The following is an 18,547-nucleotide window of genomic DNA, read 5'->3' as shown; positions in this document are numbered from 1 at the left end:
TGAAAAAATCTGAATTAGTCTTCGTTACGACGACGTTTACCTGCCAAAGCAAGTGCTGCAACCAGCATACCCACACCAAAGGCAGAAGCTGCTACTGTACTTGACTCACCTGTATTTGGCAACTGTGCCGCACCTGACTTAGCAGATGTAGCTGGTGCCGCTGGTTTAGCAGATACTGCAGGTGCAACTGGTGTTGCAGGCGCTACTGGCTCACCTGGTACAACTGGTGCTACAGGTGATGTTACTGGCTCACCTGGTACAACTGGTGCTACAGGTGATGTTACTGGCTCACCTGGTACAACTGGTGCTACAGGTGATGTTACTGGCTCACCTGGTAGAACTGGTGTTACTGGCGTCGTTGGTTTCTTACGGTAGATGTGAGTTGTGTTACCGTCTGGATCTGTTACAGTCTTACCTGTGAACTCGTATCCTGGGATTGACTTGTTAGGTGTTGTTCCCTCTTCTTGCGGTGCAATTGGGTTACCGTCTTCGTCAACGTGGTTTGTTACAACCTTCTTAGCAGGTGTTCCTACTTTACGGTAAACATAAGTTACTTCAGTAGTCTTACCACCTACAACAGTACCAGTTTCTGAACCTTCCACACGAACAAGCTCATAAGTTGTACCATCTTCTGTAGTGATAGTGTTTGGCTTGTTGTCAGTTGTGTCATAAGACTTACCTGCTGGAGCGTTTGTTTCGTCTTGAACAGGTGCCTTAATGACTGTACCATCTTCAGTCACATAATTCACCACAACGTTACCATTTTGAACGTAAGGGATTGGTGTGTCGATACCTGACTCGTCTGGAGTTGGTGGCACATAACCCTTGCTTGGATCTGTTGGATCAACTGGTTTCAATGGCTCGTTGGTCTTAGGATCTACTGGTGTGTAGCCTGGAACATGTGGAATTGATGGAACTTCACCATCTGGGTAAGGTGTTGTTGGATCAATTGGCTTATCTGGGTTAGTTGGATCGAATGGGTAAGGGATTACTGGGTTAACTGGAGTTGGATTCTCTGGAGTTACAGGAAGTTGTGGGATCCAGTTAGCGACTTTCTTATACACATAAGTGATCTCAGTTGTCTTACCACCTTCAACTGTACCTGTTTCAGAACCAACTGTCTTAGATGGGATCAAGACATAACGTGAACCATCTTCTGTAACAATCTCAGCTGGCTTGTTATCAGTTGTGTCATAAGACTTACCTGCTGGAGCGTTTGTTTCGTCTTGAACAGGTGCCTTAATGACTGTACCATCTTCAGTCACATAGTTCACCACAACGTTACCATTTTGAACGTAAGGGATTGGCGTGTCGATACCTGACTCGTCTGGAGTTGGTGGCACATAACCCTTGCTTGGATCTGTTGGATCAACTGGTTTCAATGGTTCGTTGGTCTTAGGATCTACTGGTGTGTAGCCTGGAACATGTGGAATTGATGGAACTTCACCATCTGGGTAAGGTGTTGTTGGATCAATTGGCTTATCTGGGTTAGTTGGATCGAATGGGTAAGGGATTACTGGGTTAACTGGAGTTGGATTCTCTGGAGTTACAGGAAGTTGTGGGATCCAGTTAGCGACTTTCTTATACACATAAGTGATCTCAGTTGTCTTACCACCTTCAACTGTACCTGTTTCAGAACCAACTGTCTTAGATGGGATCAAGACATAACGTGAACCATCTTCTGTAACAATCTCAGCTGGCTTGTTGTCAGTTGTGTCATAAGACTTACCTGCTGGAGCGTTTGTTTCGTCTTGAACAGGTGCCTTAATGACTGTACCATCTTCAGTCACATAGTTCACCACAACGTTACCATTTTGAACGTAAGGGATTGGCGTGTCGATACCTGACTCGTCTGGAGTTGGTGGCACATAACCCTTGCTTGGATCTGTTGGATCAACTGGTTTCAATGGTTCGTTGGTCTTAGGATCTACTGGTGTGTAGCCTGGAACATGTGGAATTGATGGAACTTCACCATCTGGGTAAGGTGTTGTTGGATCAATTGGCTTATCTGGGTTAGTTGGATCGAATGGGTAAGGGATTACTGGGTTAACTGGAGTTGGATTCTCTGGAGTTACAGGAAGTTGTGGGATCCAGTTAGCGACTTTCTGGTACTTGTAGGTTACTACAGTTGTACCCTCAGCAACTTCACCTGTTTCAGTAACTGGGTTACCATTTGGATCTACAGCAGTTGTCTTAGATGGAACCAATACATAACGAACGCCGTCTTTCACGATTTCAGCTGGCTTGTCACCTTCGTCAGTCGTATCGTACTTAGTACCTGTTACAACAGCATTCTCATCAAGAACTGGGTCTTTCAGAACGTTTGATTCGTTACCTGCTTCAACATAACGGATAACAACTGAACCTGTCTTCACGTCTGGAGTTGGAGCAACAACCTTACGGTAAACATAAATTACAACCGTTTCACCTTCTACAACCTTACCTGTTTCTGAACCTTTTGTAAGAACTGGAACAAGCTCGTAAGTAGTACCATCTTCTGTAGTGATAGTAGTTGGTTTGTTATCAGTTGTATCGTAAGCTGTACCTGTTGAAGTTGTCTTCGTATCCACTACTTGAGGAGCGATTACTTCACCTGCAGTGTTTACATAGTTAACAACAACTGAACCTTTCACTTCTTCGTAAACGTAAGTGACTTGCTTGTCTTCACCAGAAGTGATTGTTCCGTTTTCTTCGCCTGTAGTTGCGTTTGGAACAAGCTTGTAAGTCTTGCCGTCTTCTGTTGTGATTGTTGTTGGTTTGTTGTCTTCAGTTGAGTATGTCTTACCTGGTTCAGCGTTCTCTTCATCCTTAACTGGAGATTTGATGACTGTACCGTCAGTTGTTACATAGTTAACTGTTACAGAACCTGCTGGCTCGTAAACATAAGTTACTTCAGTTGTACCTTCTACAACTTTACCAGTTTCAGTAGCTGAAGTTGCGTCTACTTCTTTGTAGTAGTAAACTGTGCCATCTGCTGCTGTGATCTTAGCTGGCTTGTTATCAGTTGTATCGTAAGCTGTACCTGTTGAAGTTGTCTTCGTATCCACTACTTGAGGAGCGATTACTTCACCTGCAGTGTTTACATAGTTAACAACAACATCACCCTTAACTTCTTCGTAAACGTATGTTACTTCCGTTACACCTGGAACAACTTCACCTGTTTCAGAACCTTGAGTAAGGGCTGGAACAAGTTTGTATGTCTTACCATCTGCTGTTGTGATAGTAGTTGGTTTGTTGTCTGTTGTGTCGTAAGCTGTACCTGTTGAAGTTTCTGGTGTGTCTGTCACAGGCGCTTGAAGAACTGTGCCATCAGTTGTTACATAGTTAACAACGACTGAACCTTTCACTTCTTTGTAGACATAAGTCACTTCTGTTGTCTTACCAGCTTCAACCGTACCTTCTTCAGTACCAATTGTTGCAGTTGGGATCAACTCGTAAGTCTTACCGTCTTCTGTTGTGATAGTAGTTGGTTTGTTATCAGTTGTGCTGTACTCAGTACCTGGCTTAGCGTTTGTTTCATCGTTTACAGGTTGCTTGATTACAGTACCATCTTCAGCGATGTAGTTAACAACAACGTTACCAGCTTGTTCATAAACGTATTGAACAGTTGTAGTCGTTTCTGCTACTTTACCAGTTGTTGGTGCAGAAGTGTCTTTCACTTCTTTGTAGTAGTAAACTGTGCCGTCCGCTGCTGTGATAGTTTCTGGACGGTTGTCTTCATCTGTGTTGTAGACTGTACCAACAGACTTGTCATCTTCATCGACAACAGTTGCTGCAATCTCTTCACCAGCTGTGTTGTAGTATTCTACAACGACGTCAGATTTAACTTCTTCGTAGATGTAAGTTACTTCGATAGTCTTACCTGCTTCAACATCACCAGTTTCGTTACCGATTGTTGCTGCTGGAACAAGTTTGTAGACTTTGCCATCAGCTGTTGTGATGGTTTCTGGCTTGTTATCTGTTGTGTTGTAGTCGTAACCTGGTTCTTGGTTCGTTTCATCATTCACAGGATCTTTGATAACTGTACCATCTGCCAATGTGTAGTTAACAACAACATTACCAGCTTTTTGGTAAACATAAGTAACTTCTGTTGTACCTTCTACAACCTTACCAGTTTCAGGAGCTGAACCAGCCTTCACTTCATCTTGTGGCAAGATGTAGTAAACTGTACCATCTTCTGCTGTGATCTTAGCTGGTTTGTTATCTGTTGTATCGTAAGCTGTACCTGTGTCAGATACTTTAGTATCTGTCACATCTTTAGCGATTGTGTTGCCTTCTGTATCTACATAGTGAACAACAACATCACCCTGTACCAATTCGTACACATAGGTTACTTCTGTCGTACCTTCTACAACCTTACCAGTTTCATTTGCTGGGATAGCAGATGGAACAAGTTTGTAGATCTTACCGTCTGCAGTTGTGATGGTGTTTGGACGAAGGTCAGTCGTATTATACTCAGTACCAGTTGAGCTTTCTGGTGTGTCTTCAACTGTGCTTGCAGTTTCTGTACCTGCATCAGTAATACCAGAGATTGGGTTACCATTTTCATCAACGTAGTTAACGATAACGTTACCTTTTACTTCTTGGTAAACGTAAGTTACTTCTTTAGTTACGCCTGCTTCAACTGCACCAGTTGGAGCATCACCTGAAGCCAAGTTGCTGTCTGCTGCTACTGTACCTACTGGGTAGTCACCTGCTGGAACAAGTTTGTAGGTCTTACCATCTTTTGCAACAATTGTATCTGGACGGTTGTCCGCAAGTGTATCGTAGTTAGAACCTGGTTGTCCGTTTTCAACATCCAATACATCTGCCTCGATTTCAGTACCATTTACATCTACATAGTTAACATTGACAGAGCCTGCTTTTTCGTAAACATACTGAACAGTTGTAGTCGTTTCTGCTACAGTACCAGTTGTTGGTGCAGAAGTGTCTTTCACTTCTTTGTAGTAGTAAACTGTGCCGTCCGCTGCTGTGATGGTTGCTGGTTTCTTATCGTCTGTATTATAGGCTGTACCAACTGAAGCATCTTCTGTATCCACTACAGATGTTGCGTTACCTGTTTCAGTACCTGAAATTGGGTTACCTTCTGTATCGTAGTACTCAACTACAACGTCAGATTTCACTTCTTGGTAAACGTAAGTTACTTCTTTAGTTACACCTGCTTCAACAGTACCTGTTGGAGTTGCGCCTGAAGCCAAGTTGCTATCTGCTGCTACTGTACCTACTGGGTAGTCACCTGCTGGAACAAGAGCATATACTTTACCACCTGCTGTGATAGTTGCTGGTTTTTCAGTACCTTCAGCTGTGTTGTAGTCTGAACCTGGTTTGCCGTCTGTAGTGTCCGCAACTGGAGCTTGCAATTCAAGACCGTTAACATCCACATACTTGATAACAACGTCACCAGCTTTTTCGTAAACATAAGTAACTTCTGTTGTACCTTCTACGACTGTGCCAGTTTCTTTAGTTGCATCTTCTGGTTTGATTTCTTTGTAGTAGTAAACATCACCAGTAGCATCTTCAACAATCTTCTCTGGAACTTGATCAGCTGTAGAGTAGTCTGTACCTACAAGGGCATCGTTTGTATCTACAACAGGATTTGCGATAACTTTGCCATCTGTGTTTACATAGTTAACAACAACATCTCCGTACTTAGGATTTGGTGTGTAGTAAACAACCTCGTTGATGTCCGCATCTGTAGCAGCTACTTTCTTAGGAATAACTGTTTCAGACATAGGCGCATCTGCACCTTCAAGGGTTGTACGAGTTGCAGTGTAGTCTGTGATAGCAGGGATTTGGTTTCCGCTGAGTGTATCTGTTGTATCAGCTACCCATTCACCATAAGTTACTTCACCTGTTACAAGGTTAACTTGAGCTGGGCGAGTGAAGGTTACTGTTTCAGTCTTAACAAGTGGCGTACCTTCTGTAGAGTCTTTTGGCAAGACATTGCCTGCAGCATCTACACGAACTGGAGTACCATCATCATACTTGTACTCAACTGTACGAGTTACTTCTTGAGTTCTTTCCAAGTTTTCTACAGTTGCAGGCCATACTGGTGAGTTTGGATCTGTTGGATCTACTGGCTCACCTGGTACAGCAGTCTTTGGAACTTCTTTGGTAAGAGGCTTGATGACAACAAGGAATTCTTGTTTCACAGCTGTATCGTAGTCATAGTCTTGACCAGCGGCTGTTGTGAAGTTGTCAGATACAAGCTCATAACCCAATTTCTTATACTTGTTAATGGTATCTTCAGTTGAGTAAGTGATGTCTGTACCTGGGTTACCTGTCAAGGTAGCTGACTCTTCAAGATATCCTGCCTCACCTTCAACTTGGTAACGGATGATGGCTTCTTGGATAACTGGACGGTACCAGTGAGTTGTTTCAGTTATGATGTTTGGCTGGTTTTGAAGGGTGATAGGGATGAATGTACCTTTGTATGTAGCTACACGAACCTCACCATCAGCTTGATCGTGTGTTTCTGCACCATCTGCCTTAACGTTATACTCGATACGGAGTTGTCTAGTTGAACCTACGGCACCTAAACCAATACGGGCAAATGACAATTCTTCTGCCGCTGCATTTTCCTTGAAGGTAATTTGGTAGTATTGAGCAGTACTTGTCAACTTGCTCAAATCCATTTGATCTGCAGAGGTCAAACGAGTACCTTTAACTGGAACGGGTCCCTTTTCTGTACCAACTGGTGCTTCAGTTGAGGCATCAATAAAGTAGATTGGATATTTGTCAAACAATTCTGGGCTCAGTATTTGTGTAGTATTAGACTGAGTGTAGCCCATTGTTTGGGTTTCAATAATCTTGATAAAGCCTTCACTTGATGTATCTTCAAAGTTTGGTGTACCTGCGTAGTTAGGATCCGCAAAGTAGAGATCCAACTTGATAGAACCATCCGTTCCCATCGGTGTCGCAACAGACTTGTGGTAGGTACCATTAACGTGTGCACGGGTACGTTCTACATAAGGAGCACCTGCTACTTGGTTAACTTGGATATTTTCAGTAGTTGTATTGACATACTCATAACCACCGAACTTACGAACGCCAGATGGGGTTACCGTGTTACCTGGCACACCTACGATAGTATATGTCGCAAGGGGTTCGTTTGTAGAATCCGCAGTCGTCTTGTAGTAAGTTGTGTATTCCCACGGTTGAGAGATTAGGGTACTTGGAAGACTTCTTGTATCCGATGCAGTCGCGATAGTGTTATCATCGAACTGGATAAAGATTTGACCAAGAACAGTGTCAGAAGCAACATCCGTTCGGATAGTAGCTGTCATTGGCTTATTCACACCAGATGTAGCTTGGAAATATGTGAAATCCTTAGAAACGTTTGGTGTCATGTAGTGGCTCTCAAGAAGCGTGCCGTCTTTGGCTACCAATTCGACAAGGATAGGATCTGCTACATTTGCTGACTTGATCGAAGTACGGAAGTAAGCGCCACCTGTAGATGTACCACCTGTTGGTTTGTAACGGCTATACCCCATGATTGCATCGTAGTAGCTGACTGTCATATAGTTCATAGTATAGTAGTCATCTACTGCTGTTGGAGCATATGGAGATTGAACACGTGAGCTTACTGCTGCACCTGCTGGATCTGTCATTGGAACTGATACTGTTGTATCTGTCTTGATAAGTGTACCTAAATCATCACCGATGTTGTTCAAACCAGCTGTTGTTCCTGCCACTTCGAACAAGGCTACTGAAATTTCACCATCCGTAGAGAACTTACGGAATTCAACTGCCAAGGCCTCAACGTTTGTACGAACTGCATCGATCTGAGCATTCACTTGCTCAAGAGTTGCAAGTGAGTCATTCAAGACTGCAGTTGCATCTGTCGCTACCAATTGTGTTGCGTCAGCAGCTGCTTTCAAAGCCTCATTACCAGCTTGTGTTGTTGCATACAAGCGTGAAGCTTCATTTGACAAGAGTTGTGCTTCTGAGATGTTTTGCTCAAGGACAACTTTCCCTTCTTCAACTGTTACAGGAGTTATTGCAACCGGTGCTGCTGTTTCTGTTGTTGTCGTAGTTGCTGCTGGTGCTGCTGTTGTAGTTGCAGCTACTTCAGCTTTCTTAACAACTTTGATAGTAACAAGGTTTTCAGCACCTTCTGTTACTTCTTGTGAAGTTGTTTCTACTTGACCTTCAGCCAATTCATAGCCTTCTGGTAGTTCTGCTACTACTTCAACTGTTGTTTTTGCAAGGGCATCAGTCGTTGTGACTGTTGTTGTCTTCACAACTGCATCAACAAGAGTACCATCTTCAAGAAGGTACTGAACGATATAGTTGATAGTTGCTGTACGTTCTGTAGCTGCTACTTCTGTAGTTGTAGCTGCTGGTGCTGGTGTAGACGCTACTGTCTCAGTAGCAGCCGTCTCAACACTTGTAGCTAACGCAACTTCTGAGCTAGCCTGTATTGAAGATGTCGCCGTTGTAGAAATAAGTGCTTCTGATGAAGCAGCTGTCTCTTCCGCTTTTACTGCTTGTCCGCCTGCACCCAGTGCCAAGGACATACCAAGCAATACGCTGGCTGCTCCAAAATGGTATTTACGAATCGAGAAATGTTGTCTCGTTCCATACCAGTCAAATGATTTTTTCTTTATTTTACGCATGTAAAATCCTTCCCAATTGCGCAGTATGGTAAGTACAATTCATGATACTTTAATACTGGCATGTTTTTAAAATACGTTACATTATAACATTGATAATCACTGTTTTCAAAAGATTTGTATCTTTTTTTCATGAACTGATGAAACTTTTTTGATTGTTTTCCTAATTTTCCTTTATTTTAGATATTTTCTTACAATAGAAAACAAGGTTTATTTAAAGACAGTATGCACAACGAAAAAGGAAGCAATACATTACACTTCCTTTTTGCTTTATTTTAGAATAGAATATCGCTCCTGAAAGAGAAGCTACTCTATGTATCTTTACTTTATCTCAGCTATTTTACAATTCTTCAAAAGCATCTTTTACCTTGTCAAAGAAGCCTTTTTTATGGGGTTTGATATCAATGTTTCCTGCTGCTGCAAATTCTTTGAGGGCTGCGCGTTGGCGGTCGTTCAAACCTGTAGGGGTAACAATATTGACTGTCACATACTGGTCACCGATGGCACCCCCACGAACACTTGGAGCTCCCTTGCCTTTCAGACGGAAGGTCTTACCTGTCTGTGTTCCTTCAGGGATCACCATATCCACATCACCGTGAACGGTTGGCACATGGACCGTATCACCCAAGGCTGCCTGAACAAAGTTGAGGTCTAATTTATAATAAATTGTTGTCCCCTCACGCTCAAACTTATCTGAAGCCTGGACTTGAATGACCACATAGAGATCTCCGTAAGGACCTCCATTAAAACCTGCTTCCCCCTGACCTGCCAGACGGATTTTCTGACCAGTTTCCACACCTGCTGGCACCTTCACTGTTACTGTATGGGCTTGTTTTTCATGGCCCGTTCCATGACAGATTGTACAAGGATCTTTGATTTGTTTCCCACGACCATGACAAACATCACAGGTCATTTGACGGCGCATGGTCCCAAGTGGTGTTTGCGTATCTACATTGATAATCCCTGAGCCGTGACAGCGTCCACAGGTTACTGGACTAGTACCAGGTTTAGCTCCTGAACCCGTACAAGTCCGACAAGTAGCTTCACGGTGATAAGAAACTTCTTTCTCTGCGCCAAAAATTGCCTCTTCAAACTTGAGGTTGACACGGTATTGGAGGTCATCCCCTTGACGAGGAGCATTCGGATTGCGGGTCGCACCGCCACCACCAAAGAAGCTTGAGAAGATGTCTTCAAAGCCACCGAAACCAGCTCCATCGAAACCACCAAAGCCACCTGCTCCACCGCCGAAGCCTCCGTTTGCCCCAGCAGGACCAAACTGGTCATAGGCAGAACGCTTCTGCGGATCACTCAAGGTTTCATAAGCCTCTTGAACTTCTTTGTATTTATCCTCCGCACCCGGATCCTTGTTAATATCTGGATGGTATTTCTTTGAAAGCTTCCGATAAGCCTTCTTAATCTCGTCTGGCGAAGCATTCTTGGAAACCCCCAGACGATCGTAAAATTCTGTGTTGTTCATATTAAGATACTAAGGGCGTTAAGCGGACACAGCCAAAATAGGAGTTTTGACGTAGGACCTCACCGTCCTAGGAAAAACTATCTTTTTGGCACAGTCCGTAGCCCGTGTTCGATTACGAACACTTTCCTTTCTATCATGGTTTTGGAAAAGTGAAAACAGAAAACTGACGCTGTGTGCCTAACACACTAGGAAGTTTATCTTTTTCACTAGGTTTTTAGCCTGTGTTCGAATAAACGAACTTGTATTCCTTTCTTTGAAATATTGAAAGTAGCCCGTGTTCGATTACGAACACTTTCCTTTCTGTAAAATTAGTTAGGATCTTTCTCAAATGTTGCTTTGAACTCTTCAAATTCTTCGTCAGACAACTCAAAAATAAAGTCTTCCGCAGAATAATCATCGCTTTCTTTGAAGTACATAGTCGCATCTTCAATCAATCCAAGACTGGTTATAACCTGGCGAGAAAAGGCATTTACTGTAAAACCAGTTCCTGTGATAATATTCCCATCTTCACATACTGGTAGGGGACGAAAATTTTCTCCAGATAGAAAGTCAAAATAGTCAATGAAATTTTGCCAAATACCACCTGTATATAAGGTATTCTCCAATAATCCAGCCTTAGCAAGCAGGAGTGGAGCAGAGGAAATCGCTGCAATTTTGATTGGCTTACCATCTAAGCCAGCCAGAAATCGAATGAGGCGCTCATCTCTCAAAGCCGAAGTGAAGTCAATCGTCCCTGGACAAAGAATACAATCATATTCCTCTATATTTACCTCTTCCAAGGTTTTGTTGGCATGACAAGGTAAACCGTCCTCCGAATAAATCGTTTCCTTAGTAGAGGCAATAAAATCAATCTTTCGCCCAAAATTCAACACCAATGTGCTAGTCAACGGAGCTATCTCATAAAGAGAAAAATTAGGATAAAGCAAACAAGCAACTTTTTTCACGAAAAGCCTCCTCATCAGTTATTTACCCAAAAACAGAGGCTGGGTTGCAACCTCTGTGATTGGAATTTTGACTTAATAATGATTTCTATTCTCGAGAAGATAAGAACTGAGTTCGAGCTAAGAACTTCAGAAAAAAGATAACTTTCCATGTTCTAGATACTCAAAGAAATTCAAGACTAGGCTAGGCAACTGGACGAAGATTGAACTGGAGTTCATCGCGGAGAGTTAACGAAACCTAGTGAAGAATTTCGAAGAGTACTACTTCTCAGTAAACTCGCCATCTACAACATCATCGCCTGCGTTGTTAGCTGTTTGGGCACCTTCTTGGCCTGCGGCTGCTTGTTGGGCTGCTGCGGCTTGCTCGTAGAGTTTCACTGCAAGGGCTTGGGCTTTTTCGTTGAGGTTTTCAAGTTTAGCCTTCATGTCATCCAAGTTGTTGGCTTCTTGAGCTGCTTTCAACTCATCAAGGGCTGCTTGAGCTTGGTCGCGCTCTGCGTCGAAGCCTTTGCCTTCAGTTTCTTTCAGAGTTTTCTCAGTCGCAAAGATTGCTTGGTCAACATCGTTACGAAGGTCCACTTCTTCCTTACGTTTCTTATCTGCTTCAGCGTTTGCTTCTGCATCTTTCATCATGCGGTCGATTTCTTCGTCTGTCAAACCTGAGTTAGATTGGATAACAATAGTTTGTTCTTTTTGCGTACCAAGGTCTTTGGCTTTTACAGAAACGATACCGTTCTTGTCGATGTCGAATGTTACTTCGATTTGTGGAATACCACGAGGTGCTGCAGGAATGTCAGTCAATTGGAAGCGACCAAGAGTCTTGTTGTCTGCTGCCATTGGACGCTCACCTTGAAGCACATGGATATCAACAGCTGGCTGGTTGTCCGCCGCAGTTGAGAAGACTTGTGATTTAGACGTTGGGATCGTTGTGTTGCGGTCGATGAGTTTTGTAAAGACACCACCCATTGTTTCGATACCAAGTGACAATGGTGTTACGTCAAGAAGAACAACATCTTTCACATCACCAGTGATGACACCACCTTGGATTGCTGCACCCATAGCAACAACTTCATCAGGGTTTACAGATTTATTTGGCTCTTTACCAGTTTCAGCCTTAACAGCTTCTACAACGGCTGGGATACGAGTTGAACCACCGACAAGGATAACTTCGTCAATTTCTGACAAGCTAAGACCTGCATCTGAAAGAGCTTGACGAACAGGAATTTTTGTACGTTCTACAAGGTCGTAAGTCAATTCATCGAATTTCGCACGTGTCAAAGTCATTTCCAAGTGAAGCGGACCTGCTGCACCTGCAGTGATGAACGGCAAGCTGATTTGAGTGGATGTTACACCTGACAAGTCTTTTTTCGCTTTTTCAGCTGCATCTTTCAAACGTTGAAGAGCCATTTTGTCAGCAGACAAGTCGATGCCATTTTCTTTCTTGAATTCTGCTACCATGTGATCGATAATCTTTTGGTCAAAGTCGTCACCACCGAGCTTGTTATCACCTGCTGTTGCAAGTACGTCAAAGACACCGTCACCAAGTTCAAGGATAGATACGTCAAATGTACCACCACCAAGGTCGAATACCAAGATTTTTTCGTCTTTGTCAGTCTTGTCCAAACCGTAAGCAAGAGCTGCTGCAGTTGGCTCGTTGACGATACGTTCTACTTCAAGACCAGCAATTTTACCAGCGTCTTTGGTTGCTTGACGTTGCGCATCGTTGAAGTAAGCAGGAACAGTGATAACGGCTTTAGTTACTTTTTCACCAAGGTACTCTTCAGCGTAGCCTTTCAAGTATTGAAGGATCATAGCTGAGATTTCTTGTGGTGTGTATTCTTTGCCGTTTGCTGAAACTTTTTCAGAAGTTCCCATTTTTGATTTGATAGAGATGATGGTATCTGGGTTAGTCACTGCTTGGCGTTTTGCCGCGTCACCAACGATGATTTCACCATTTTTGAAAGACACAACAGACGGAGTTGTACGGTTCCCTTCTGGGTTTGCGATAATTTTTGATTCAGTTCCTTCAAGAACTGCAACTGCTGAGTTTGTTGTACCTAAGTCAATACCGATAATTTTAGACATATGTGTTACCTCTTTTTTATTTCTTTTAGTGATACTCTCCTTAAGTGGCGACGCCGTCAGAGCCCGCTTTTGCGGTCTCTTTGACTAAAGTTTGAGCCTCTAGTCTCAAACTTTGCGTATTTACCGCCACGGCGGAGAGTATCGAATGAGCTCACGATGTTCGCCAGCCCACAAGCTCAAGGCTTGTCTTTTTTTACAATTTCATAGTTTTGTGACATTTCGGTCAAGTTTCTTTTTTGGGAAATAGCAGAGTGGCTACTCTGATACGACTACCATAGCCGGTCTCAGCAAGCGTTCATGCAGCTTGTAGCCTTTTTGGAAGACTTGTGCAATGTGTTCTGCTGGGCAATCGTCTGTGGCTGGAACTGTTTGAATGGCCATGTGAAGATTTGGGTCAAAGACATCGGTTGCGACTTCCTCCACCCCTTCTTCTTTGAGGGCTTGAATCAAGCTTTCCTGTACCATTTCCAAGCCTTTTTTGACATCTTCTGTCAAGCCTTCGACTTGAAGGGCACGCTCCAAGTTATCCAAACTTGGCAAGATTTTCTTGGCCAAGTCTTGTGAACGGTAACGCTGAATGGTTTGGCGTTCCTCGTTGGCACGGCGTTGGATATTTTGCATTTCAGCGTGAGCACGAAGGTACTTGTTTTCAAATTCTTCCGCTCGCTCATTTGCCAAATCCAATTCTGACTTTTCAGGTGTCTCCACAACTTCTTCTGTTGCTTCAACCTCTTCTACGATTTCTTCGTTTTTGATTTCTTCTGACAAAGCATTCTCCTTTAATTGACTTCATAATGATTACTACTTAAATATCTGTAGTAATCGGTTAATTTCATAAATAGGACGCGGCTGATGATATTGATCAAACTCATCTGCCTGCGGTAGTTCATGTCAACAGGACCGAGCAAACTCATCTGGCCCATGCCCCGATAGGGGATTGGAAAGCAATGATGAATGATAGTCACATCTGCAAGAGCAGGTTCTCTATGTTCCGCCACAGAAATGCTGGTCTGCTGGTTTGGCGCCAAGCCCTGCCGCAACTCTGGTGCCAATAGCTGAGGACTATCCAAGAGTTGGTAGGTGGCGAGGTTGCCGTAGGTCAGCGAAGCAACTTTTCCACTGATAAAGACCGATTCTCGGAAGAGATTAGCAAAGATATAGTCCATCAAATCCAAGACATTGTCCGTCGTGGTAAAGTAACGTTGCACCACCTGGGGAATCTCCGTCCGCAGCTTGTAGTGGATTGCCAAGACCGTCTGGTCAACGAAGCGTTCATCCACCAGGCGTTTGAGCACCTCCAAGTCCCTGGCCAAAAAGTTCTTGGGAATGGCAAACTGGACAGTGACAGGTTTGGACTGGTCCAAAGTCAAGACTGCCAGGGCATCGTGGCTACTGAGCTGCACGATGTCAAAGGAAGTCAGCTGCTGACTGGTCGGCTCCACATCTAAAATGACCGAGGAATAGCCTGTCAAATCCGCTAGGACTGTACTGGCCCGCTCCAAGATGTCCTCCAGCTTGAAGGCTTCAAAGTCGAAGGCCTTAACCACCTGATAAACATCTTCTTCATCAATGTGTTCCAGATTAAGCGAGTGGTTGACAAAGTATTGAAAACCAGCCCTACTGGGTATCCGACCACTTGATGTGTGGGCCTTTTCTAGCAAGCCCAACTGCTCCAGCTTAGCCATGTCATTGCGAATGGTAGCAGAGCTAGAAGCAATCATCTCCTGCAAGGCCTTAGAACCAACCGGCTCATGATGACGCGTAAACAATTCAACAATCAGATTCAAAATATCATTTTGACGTTGGGTAATCATCTCCGCTCCTTTCATGAACACTGTTTTAGTTACGCTCAATGAAAATCGACAGTAGCCTAGGAAGCGAGGCCGAATGTAGAACTGTGGTTCACAAAGGCAAGCTGACAACGGATAGTGTTGATTTTTGAAGAGCGTTAGCACTCTATGATGTCGAGTGCTAACCTATATACTCCCATTATACGCTGAAAAAATGGATTGTCAAGAGAAAAAGACAAAAAATTAGCACTCTTTTGCCTAGAGTGCTAAAAATCAGTCTGAGGACCTAGTTACTCTTTACCATACGATAAAAACGGGTACCTAGTAATAATAAAAGTGGAATATAAATGATAGAAATACCTAAGACAAAAGCTGGATGTGAACGCATGTTCGTCCCCAATAGAATGAAATACAGTCCCAAAGATAGCAAATAGCGTCTTTGGAAGATTGTTTTCACAAACTCTACCTTACTTTCCCTATCACCATACAATTCAAGCTCTCCCATCTTCGCAGGTTTTCTAAAAATATTGAAATTTTGGCAGGATACGACAAGCTCCCATCCATAATCCTCGTACATACGCAAATAGGAGTCTCGGTCTTTATTTTTTGATTCCTTAAAATCAACCTGATACACAACCTCTTCTGGCTGGCATTTTTCAAAATGATAAAAGAAGAGCCAGCTAATCTTAACTAGTTTCCACCCTTGTTGATGCATCTCACTGAGATAGCTTGCCTGCTGACTGAAATCTGTGATAAAAAATACCTTACACTCTGTCTTAGTCTCCATGACTCTCCCCCTTACTATTTCGATAAAGTCGTTCAATTCGAGCCAATTCTATATCTAGAATTTCTCGACCTGTTGCTGTTATTTGGTAAAACTTTCGCTTGTCTTCTTCTCTAACAAAGGCAATCAAGCCGTCCTTCTCCATCTTTGATAGGGTACCGTACATGGTTCCAGGGCTAATCACGACCTGACCTGCCGTGACTTCCTTGGTCTTCTGGGTAATATCGTAACCATGCCGTTCTTCCTGTAAATGAAAGAGAATATAGAAGGCTGTCTCTGTCATAGGAACATAGACGCGTTTTAACTTATCGTTCATAAAACTCCTTTCGCACTACGATACATCGAACTTCGATATATAAATTATATCGCACCTCGATGTATAAGTCAACAAAAAAATCAGAGAAAACTCCCTGATTTTATATCTTATTCCCCTTGGGCAATTAATTCCGCCCCACGTTTGCGGTAGGATAGGTCACCAACAGCTTCAATTAAGAGCTTGCCATTTTCATATTTGAGGACGGTAATTGAGCCGTTATCCAGGAAGACATTGGCTCCACGCTCTGGCTCCAACAGATGGGCCAGGGTTGCAATGGTCATACCATGACTGACCACAAGGGCATTGCCGCCGCCCTGCTTTTCCAAGTCTTGGGCGATAGCCTCAAAGCCTGTCAAGATACGATTGCTCAAGACGTCCCAAGATTCCGCCCATCCAGCGGTGTCTGCTTCTTGGATACCTGCTGCGATTTCCGCAAAGGACATGCCAGTCGCATCAACAGTCCCTTTCAAACGAGGCAGGACACCTTGGAAAAGCTCAGCATCGTACATGCCTTCAAAACTACCAAAGCACCATTCACGGATACGCTTGTCTTGGTAGTAAGGGATTTTTCCTAAAATTCCCAACTCACGCTGGGCAATGGTCATGGTCTGAACGGTTCGCCCCAGATCACTAGATACAGCAAGTTTAAAATCAATACCCGCATCCTTTAGCCCCAAGCCCAGTTCACGAATCCCTTCCTCACCTGCCTTGGTCAGCGGTGTGTCACACCAGCCCTGCACGCGCCCAATGGTATTGAACATGGTTTTCCCGTGACGAGAAATATATAATCTTACGTCTGCCATAGCATTCTCCTTGTCTTTTCTTACTATTAGTATAGCAAAAAACCGACTGCTTGTCGCAATCGGTTTACGTTTTTTAGTTCTTAAAACTATGAATCGGTGCTGGAATCTGTCCGCCACGGTTGATAAAATCCACAGACGAAGCCTGATTGACCTTCATGACAGGAGCTGTTCCAAGTAGTCCACCAAATTCGATCATGTCTCCTTCTTTTCCAAGTGGAATGATACGGACCGCAGTCGTTTTCTGGTTGATGACCCCAATAGCCGCTTCATCCGCAATCATAGCCGCAATGGTTTCAGCTGGCGTTGTTTCTGGAATAGCAATCATGTCCAAACCAACAGAACAGATGGCTGTCATAGCTTCCAATTTTTCAAGGTTAAGCGAGCCATTTTGCACCGCAGCAATCATGCCCTCGTCCTCAGAAACAGGGATGAAGGCACCTGACAAGCCGCCAACTTGGTTGCAGGCCATTACCCCACCCTTTTTCACTGCATCATTGAGCAGAGCAAGGGCAGCAGTCGTTCCGTGCGTACCAACGGTTTCTAAGCCCATTTCCTCCAAAACTCGTGCTACTGAATCGCCAACGGCCGGAGTCGGAGCAAGGGACAGGTCCACGATACCGAACTTGACACCCAGGCGTTCACTGGCCATATTTCCGACCAACTGACCGATACGGGTAATCTTGAAGGCCGTCTTCTTGACGGTCTCCGCCACCACATCAAAGCTCTCACCACGCACTTTTTCAAGGGCACGCTTGACCACACCAGGCCCAGACACGCCGACATTGATGACCACATCCGCCTCACCGACACCATGGAAGGCACCCGCCATGAAGGGATTATCCTCGACCGCATTGGCAAAGACCACCAGCTTGGCCGCCCCCATATCAGAAGCCTCCGCCGTCTCCTTGATGATCCGCCCCATGTCCCGAACAGCTGTCATATTGATACCCGTCTTGGTCGAGCCGATGTTGACTGACGAGCAGACCTTAGAGGTTTGGGCCAATGCCTGCGGTATAGAGTTGATGAGGATTTCATCTCCTTTTTGGTAGCCCTTTTGAACCAGAGCTGAAAAGCCTCCGATAAAATCGATGCCGATCTCATGAGCCGCCTTGTCCAAGGCATGAGCCAAGGGAAGATAATCCGTTGCATCCGTCGCTGCACCAATCAAAGCAATAGGTGTTACTGACACCCGTTTGTTGACAATGGGAATGCCCAATTCTGCCGCAATCTCATCGCCGACTGCTACCAAGTTTTTGGCCTTGGTTACGATTTTAGTGTACACCTTCTCCGCAGCTTTCTCAATATCCGCATCAATACAGTCCAAGAGGGAAATTCCCATGGTAATGGTCCGAATATCGAAGTGCTGCTCCTCAATCATCTCAATGGTTTCTCTAACCTGTCTAATATCCATGACCGCTCTCCTTACAAGTTGTGCATGGCATCAAAAATGGCCGCACTCTGGATGTTGATTTTTACGTTCAAGGACTGACCAAAGGCATCCAACTCCGAACGCAACTGAGTGAAATCTTTCTTCTCATCTGATGATACCACTGCCATCATGGTAAAATATTCATCCAAAACTGTCTGGGAAATATCATCAATATTCAAACCCAACTCCGCAATCTTAGTCGCAACACCCGCAACAATTCCTGACTTGTCCTTACCGACAACTGTAACAATAGCCTTCATATACATACCTCTTCTAAATTTTCATTTATTTTATCATAATTATACAG

Annotated in this window: 11 protein-coding genes; all 11 read right to left on the bottom strand. The window is 43.9% G+C overall.

Annotation, left to right across the window (positions count from 1 at the left end; genetic code table 11):
• Nucleotides 1-14 precede the first annotated feature (14 nt).
• A complete protein-coding gene (locus PW220_RS01500) occupies nucleotides 15-8,618 on the bottom strand; it encodes a MucBP domain-containing protein (RefSeq protein ID WP_316716440.1) in 8,604 nt (2,867 codons plus the stop codon).
• Nucleotides 8,619-8,955: 337 nt separating this feature from the next.
• Nucleotides 8,956-10,092, bottom strand: coding sequence for a molecular chaperone DnaJ (gene dnaJ / locus PW220_RS01495; RefSeq protein ID WP_248055405.1), 1,137 nt, complete (start codon nucleotides 10,090-10,092; stop codon nucleotides 8,956-8,958).
• A gap of 308 nt (nucleotides 10,093-10,400) precedes the next feature.
• The gene (locus PW220_RS01490) at nucleotides 10,401-11,036 is read right to left on the bottom strand and encodes a DJ-1/PfpI family protein (RefSeq protein WP_248055404.1); all 636 of its coding nucleotides are present in this window, start codon (nucleotides 11,034-11,036) and stop codon (nucleotides 10,401-10,403) included.
• 258 nt (nucleotides 11,037-11,294) lie between these two features.
• A complete protein-coding gene (gene dnaK / locus PW220_RS01485; RefSeq protein WP_024417547.1) occupies nucleotides 11,295-13,118 on the bottom strand; it encodes a molecular chaperone DnaK in 1,824 nt (607 codons plus the stop codon).
• 255 nt (nucleotides 13,119-13,373) lie between these two features.
• A complete protein-coding gene (grpE, locus tag PW220_RS01480; protein ID WP_002943082.1) occupies nucleotides 13,374-13,886 on the bottom strand; it encodes a nucleotide exchange factor GrpE in 513 nt (170 codons plus the stop codon).
• Nucleotides 13,887-13,897: 11 nt separating this feature from the next.
• A complete protein-coding gene (hrcA, locus tag PW220_RS01475; RefSeq protein WP_248055403.1) occupies nucleotides 13,898-14,932 on the bottom strand; it encodes a heat-inducible transcriptional repressor HrcA in 1,035 nt (344 codons plus the stop codon).
• Between the two features lie 262 nt (nucleotides 14,933-15,194).
• Nucleotides 15,195-15,695 (bottom strand): DUF2812 domain-containing protein, encoded by a 501-nt coding sequence (locus tag PW220_RS01470; protein WP_248055402.1) that lies wholly within the window; start codon nucleotides 15,693-15,695, stop codon nucleotides 15,195-15,197.
• Entirely contained in the window at nucleotides 15,685-16,008 is a 324-nt protein-coding gene (locus PW220_RS01465; RefSeq protein WP_248043976.1) for a PadR family transcriptional regulator, read from the bottom strand. The genes PW220_RS01470 and PW220_RS01465 overlap by 11 nt, the downstream gene beginning before the upstream one ends.
• A 107-nt stretch (nucleotides 16,009-16,115) precedes the next feature.
• The gene (locus PW220_RS01460) at nucleotides 16,116-16,811 is read right to left on the bottom strand and encodes a histidine phosphatase family protein (RefSeq protein WP_248055401.1); all 696 of its coding nucleotides are present in this window, start codon (nucleotides 16,809-16,811) and stop codon (nucleotides 16,116-16,118) included.
• A gap of 73 nt (nucleotides 16,812-16,884) precedes the next feature.
• Nucleotides 16,885-18,222, bottom strand: coding sequence for a PFL family protein (locus PW220_RS01455; RefSeq protein ID WP_044669365.1), 1,338 nt, complete (start codon nucleotides 18,220-18,222; stop codon nucleotides 16,885-16,887).
• Nucleotides 18,223-18,233: 11 nt separating this feature from the next.
• Nucleotides 18,234-18,500: an ACT domain-containing protein gene (locus PW220_RS01450; protein ID WP_027972534.1), complete on the bottom strand. Its 267-nt coding sequence runs from the start codon at nucleotides 18,498-18,500 to the stop codon at nucleotides 18,234-18,236.
• Nucleotides 18,501-18,547 lie beyond the last annotated feature (47 nt).

Source organism: Streptococcus sp. 29892 (assembly GCF_032594935.1).
In the GTDB taxonomy this organism is placed as follows: domain Bacteria; phylum Bacillota; class Bacilli; order Lactobacillales; family Streptococcaceae; genus Streptococcus; species Streptococcus hyiners.
This window is presented reverse-complemented; position numbering and strand designations above follow the sequence as displayed.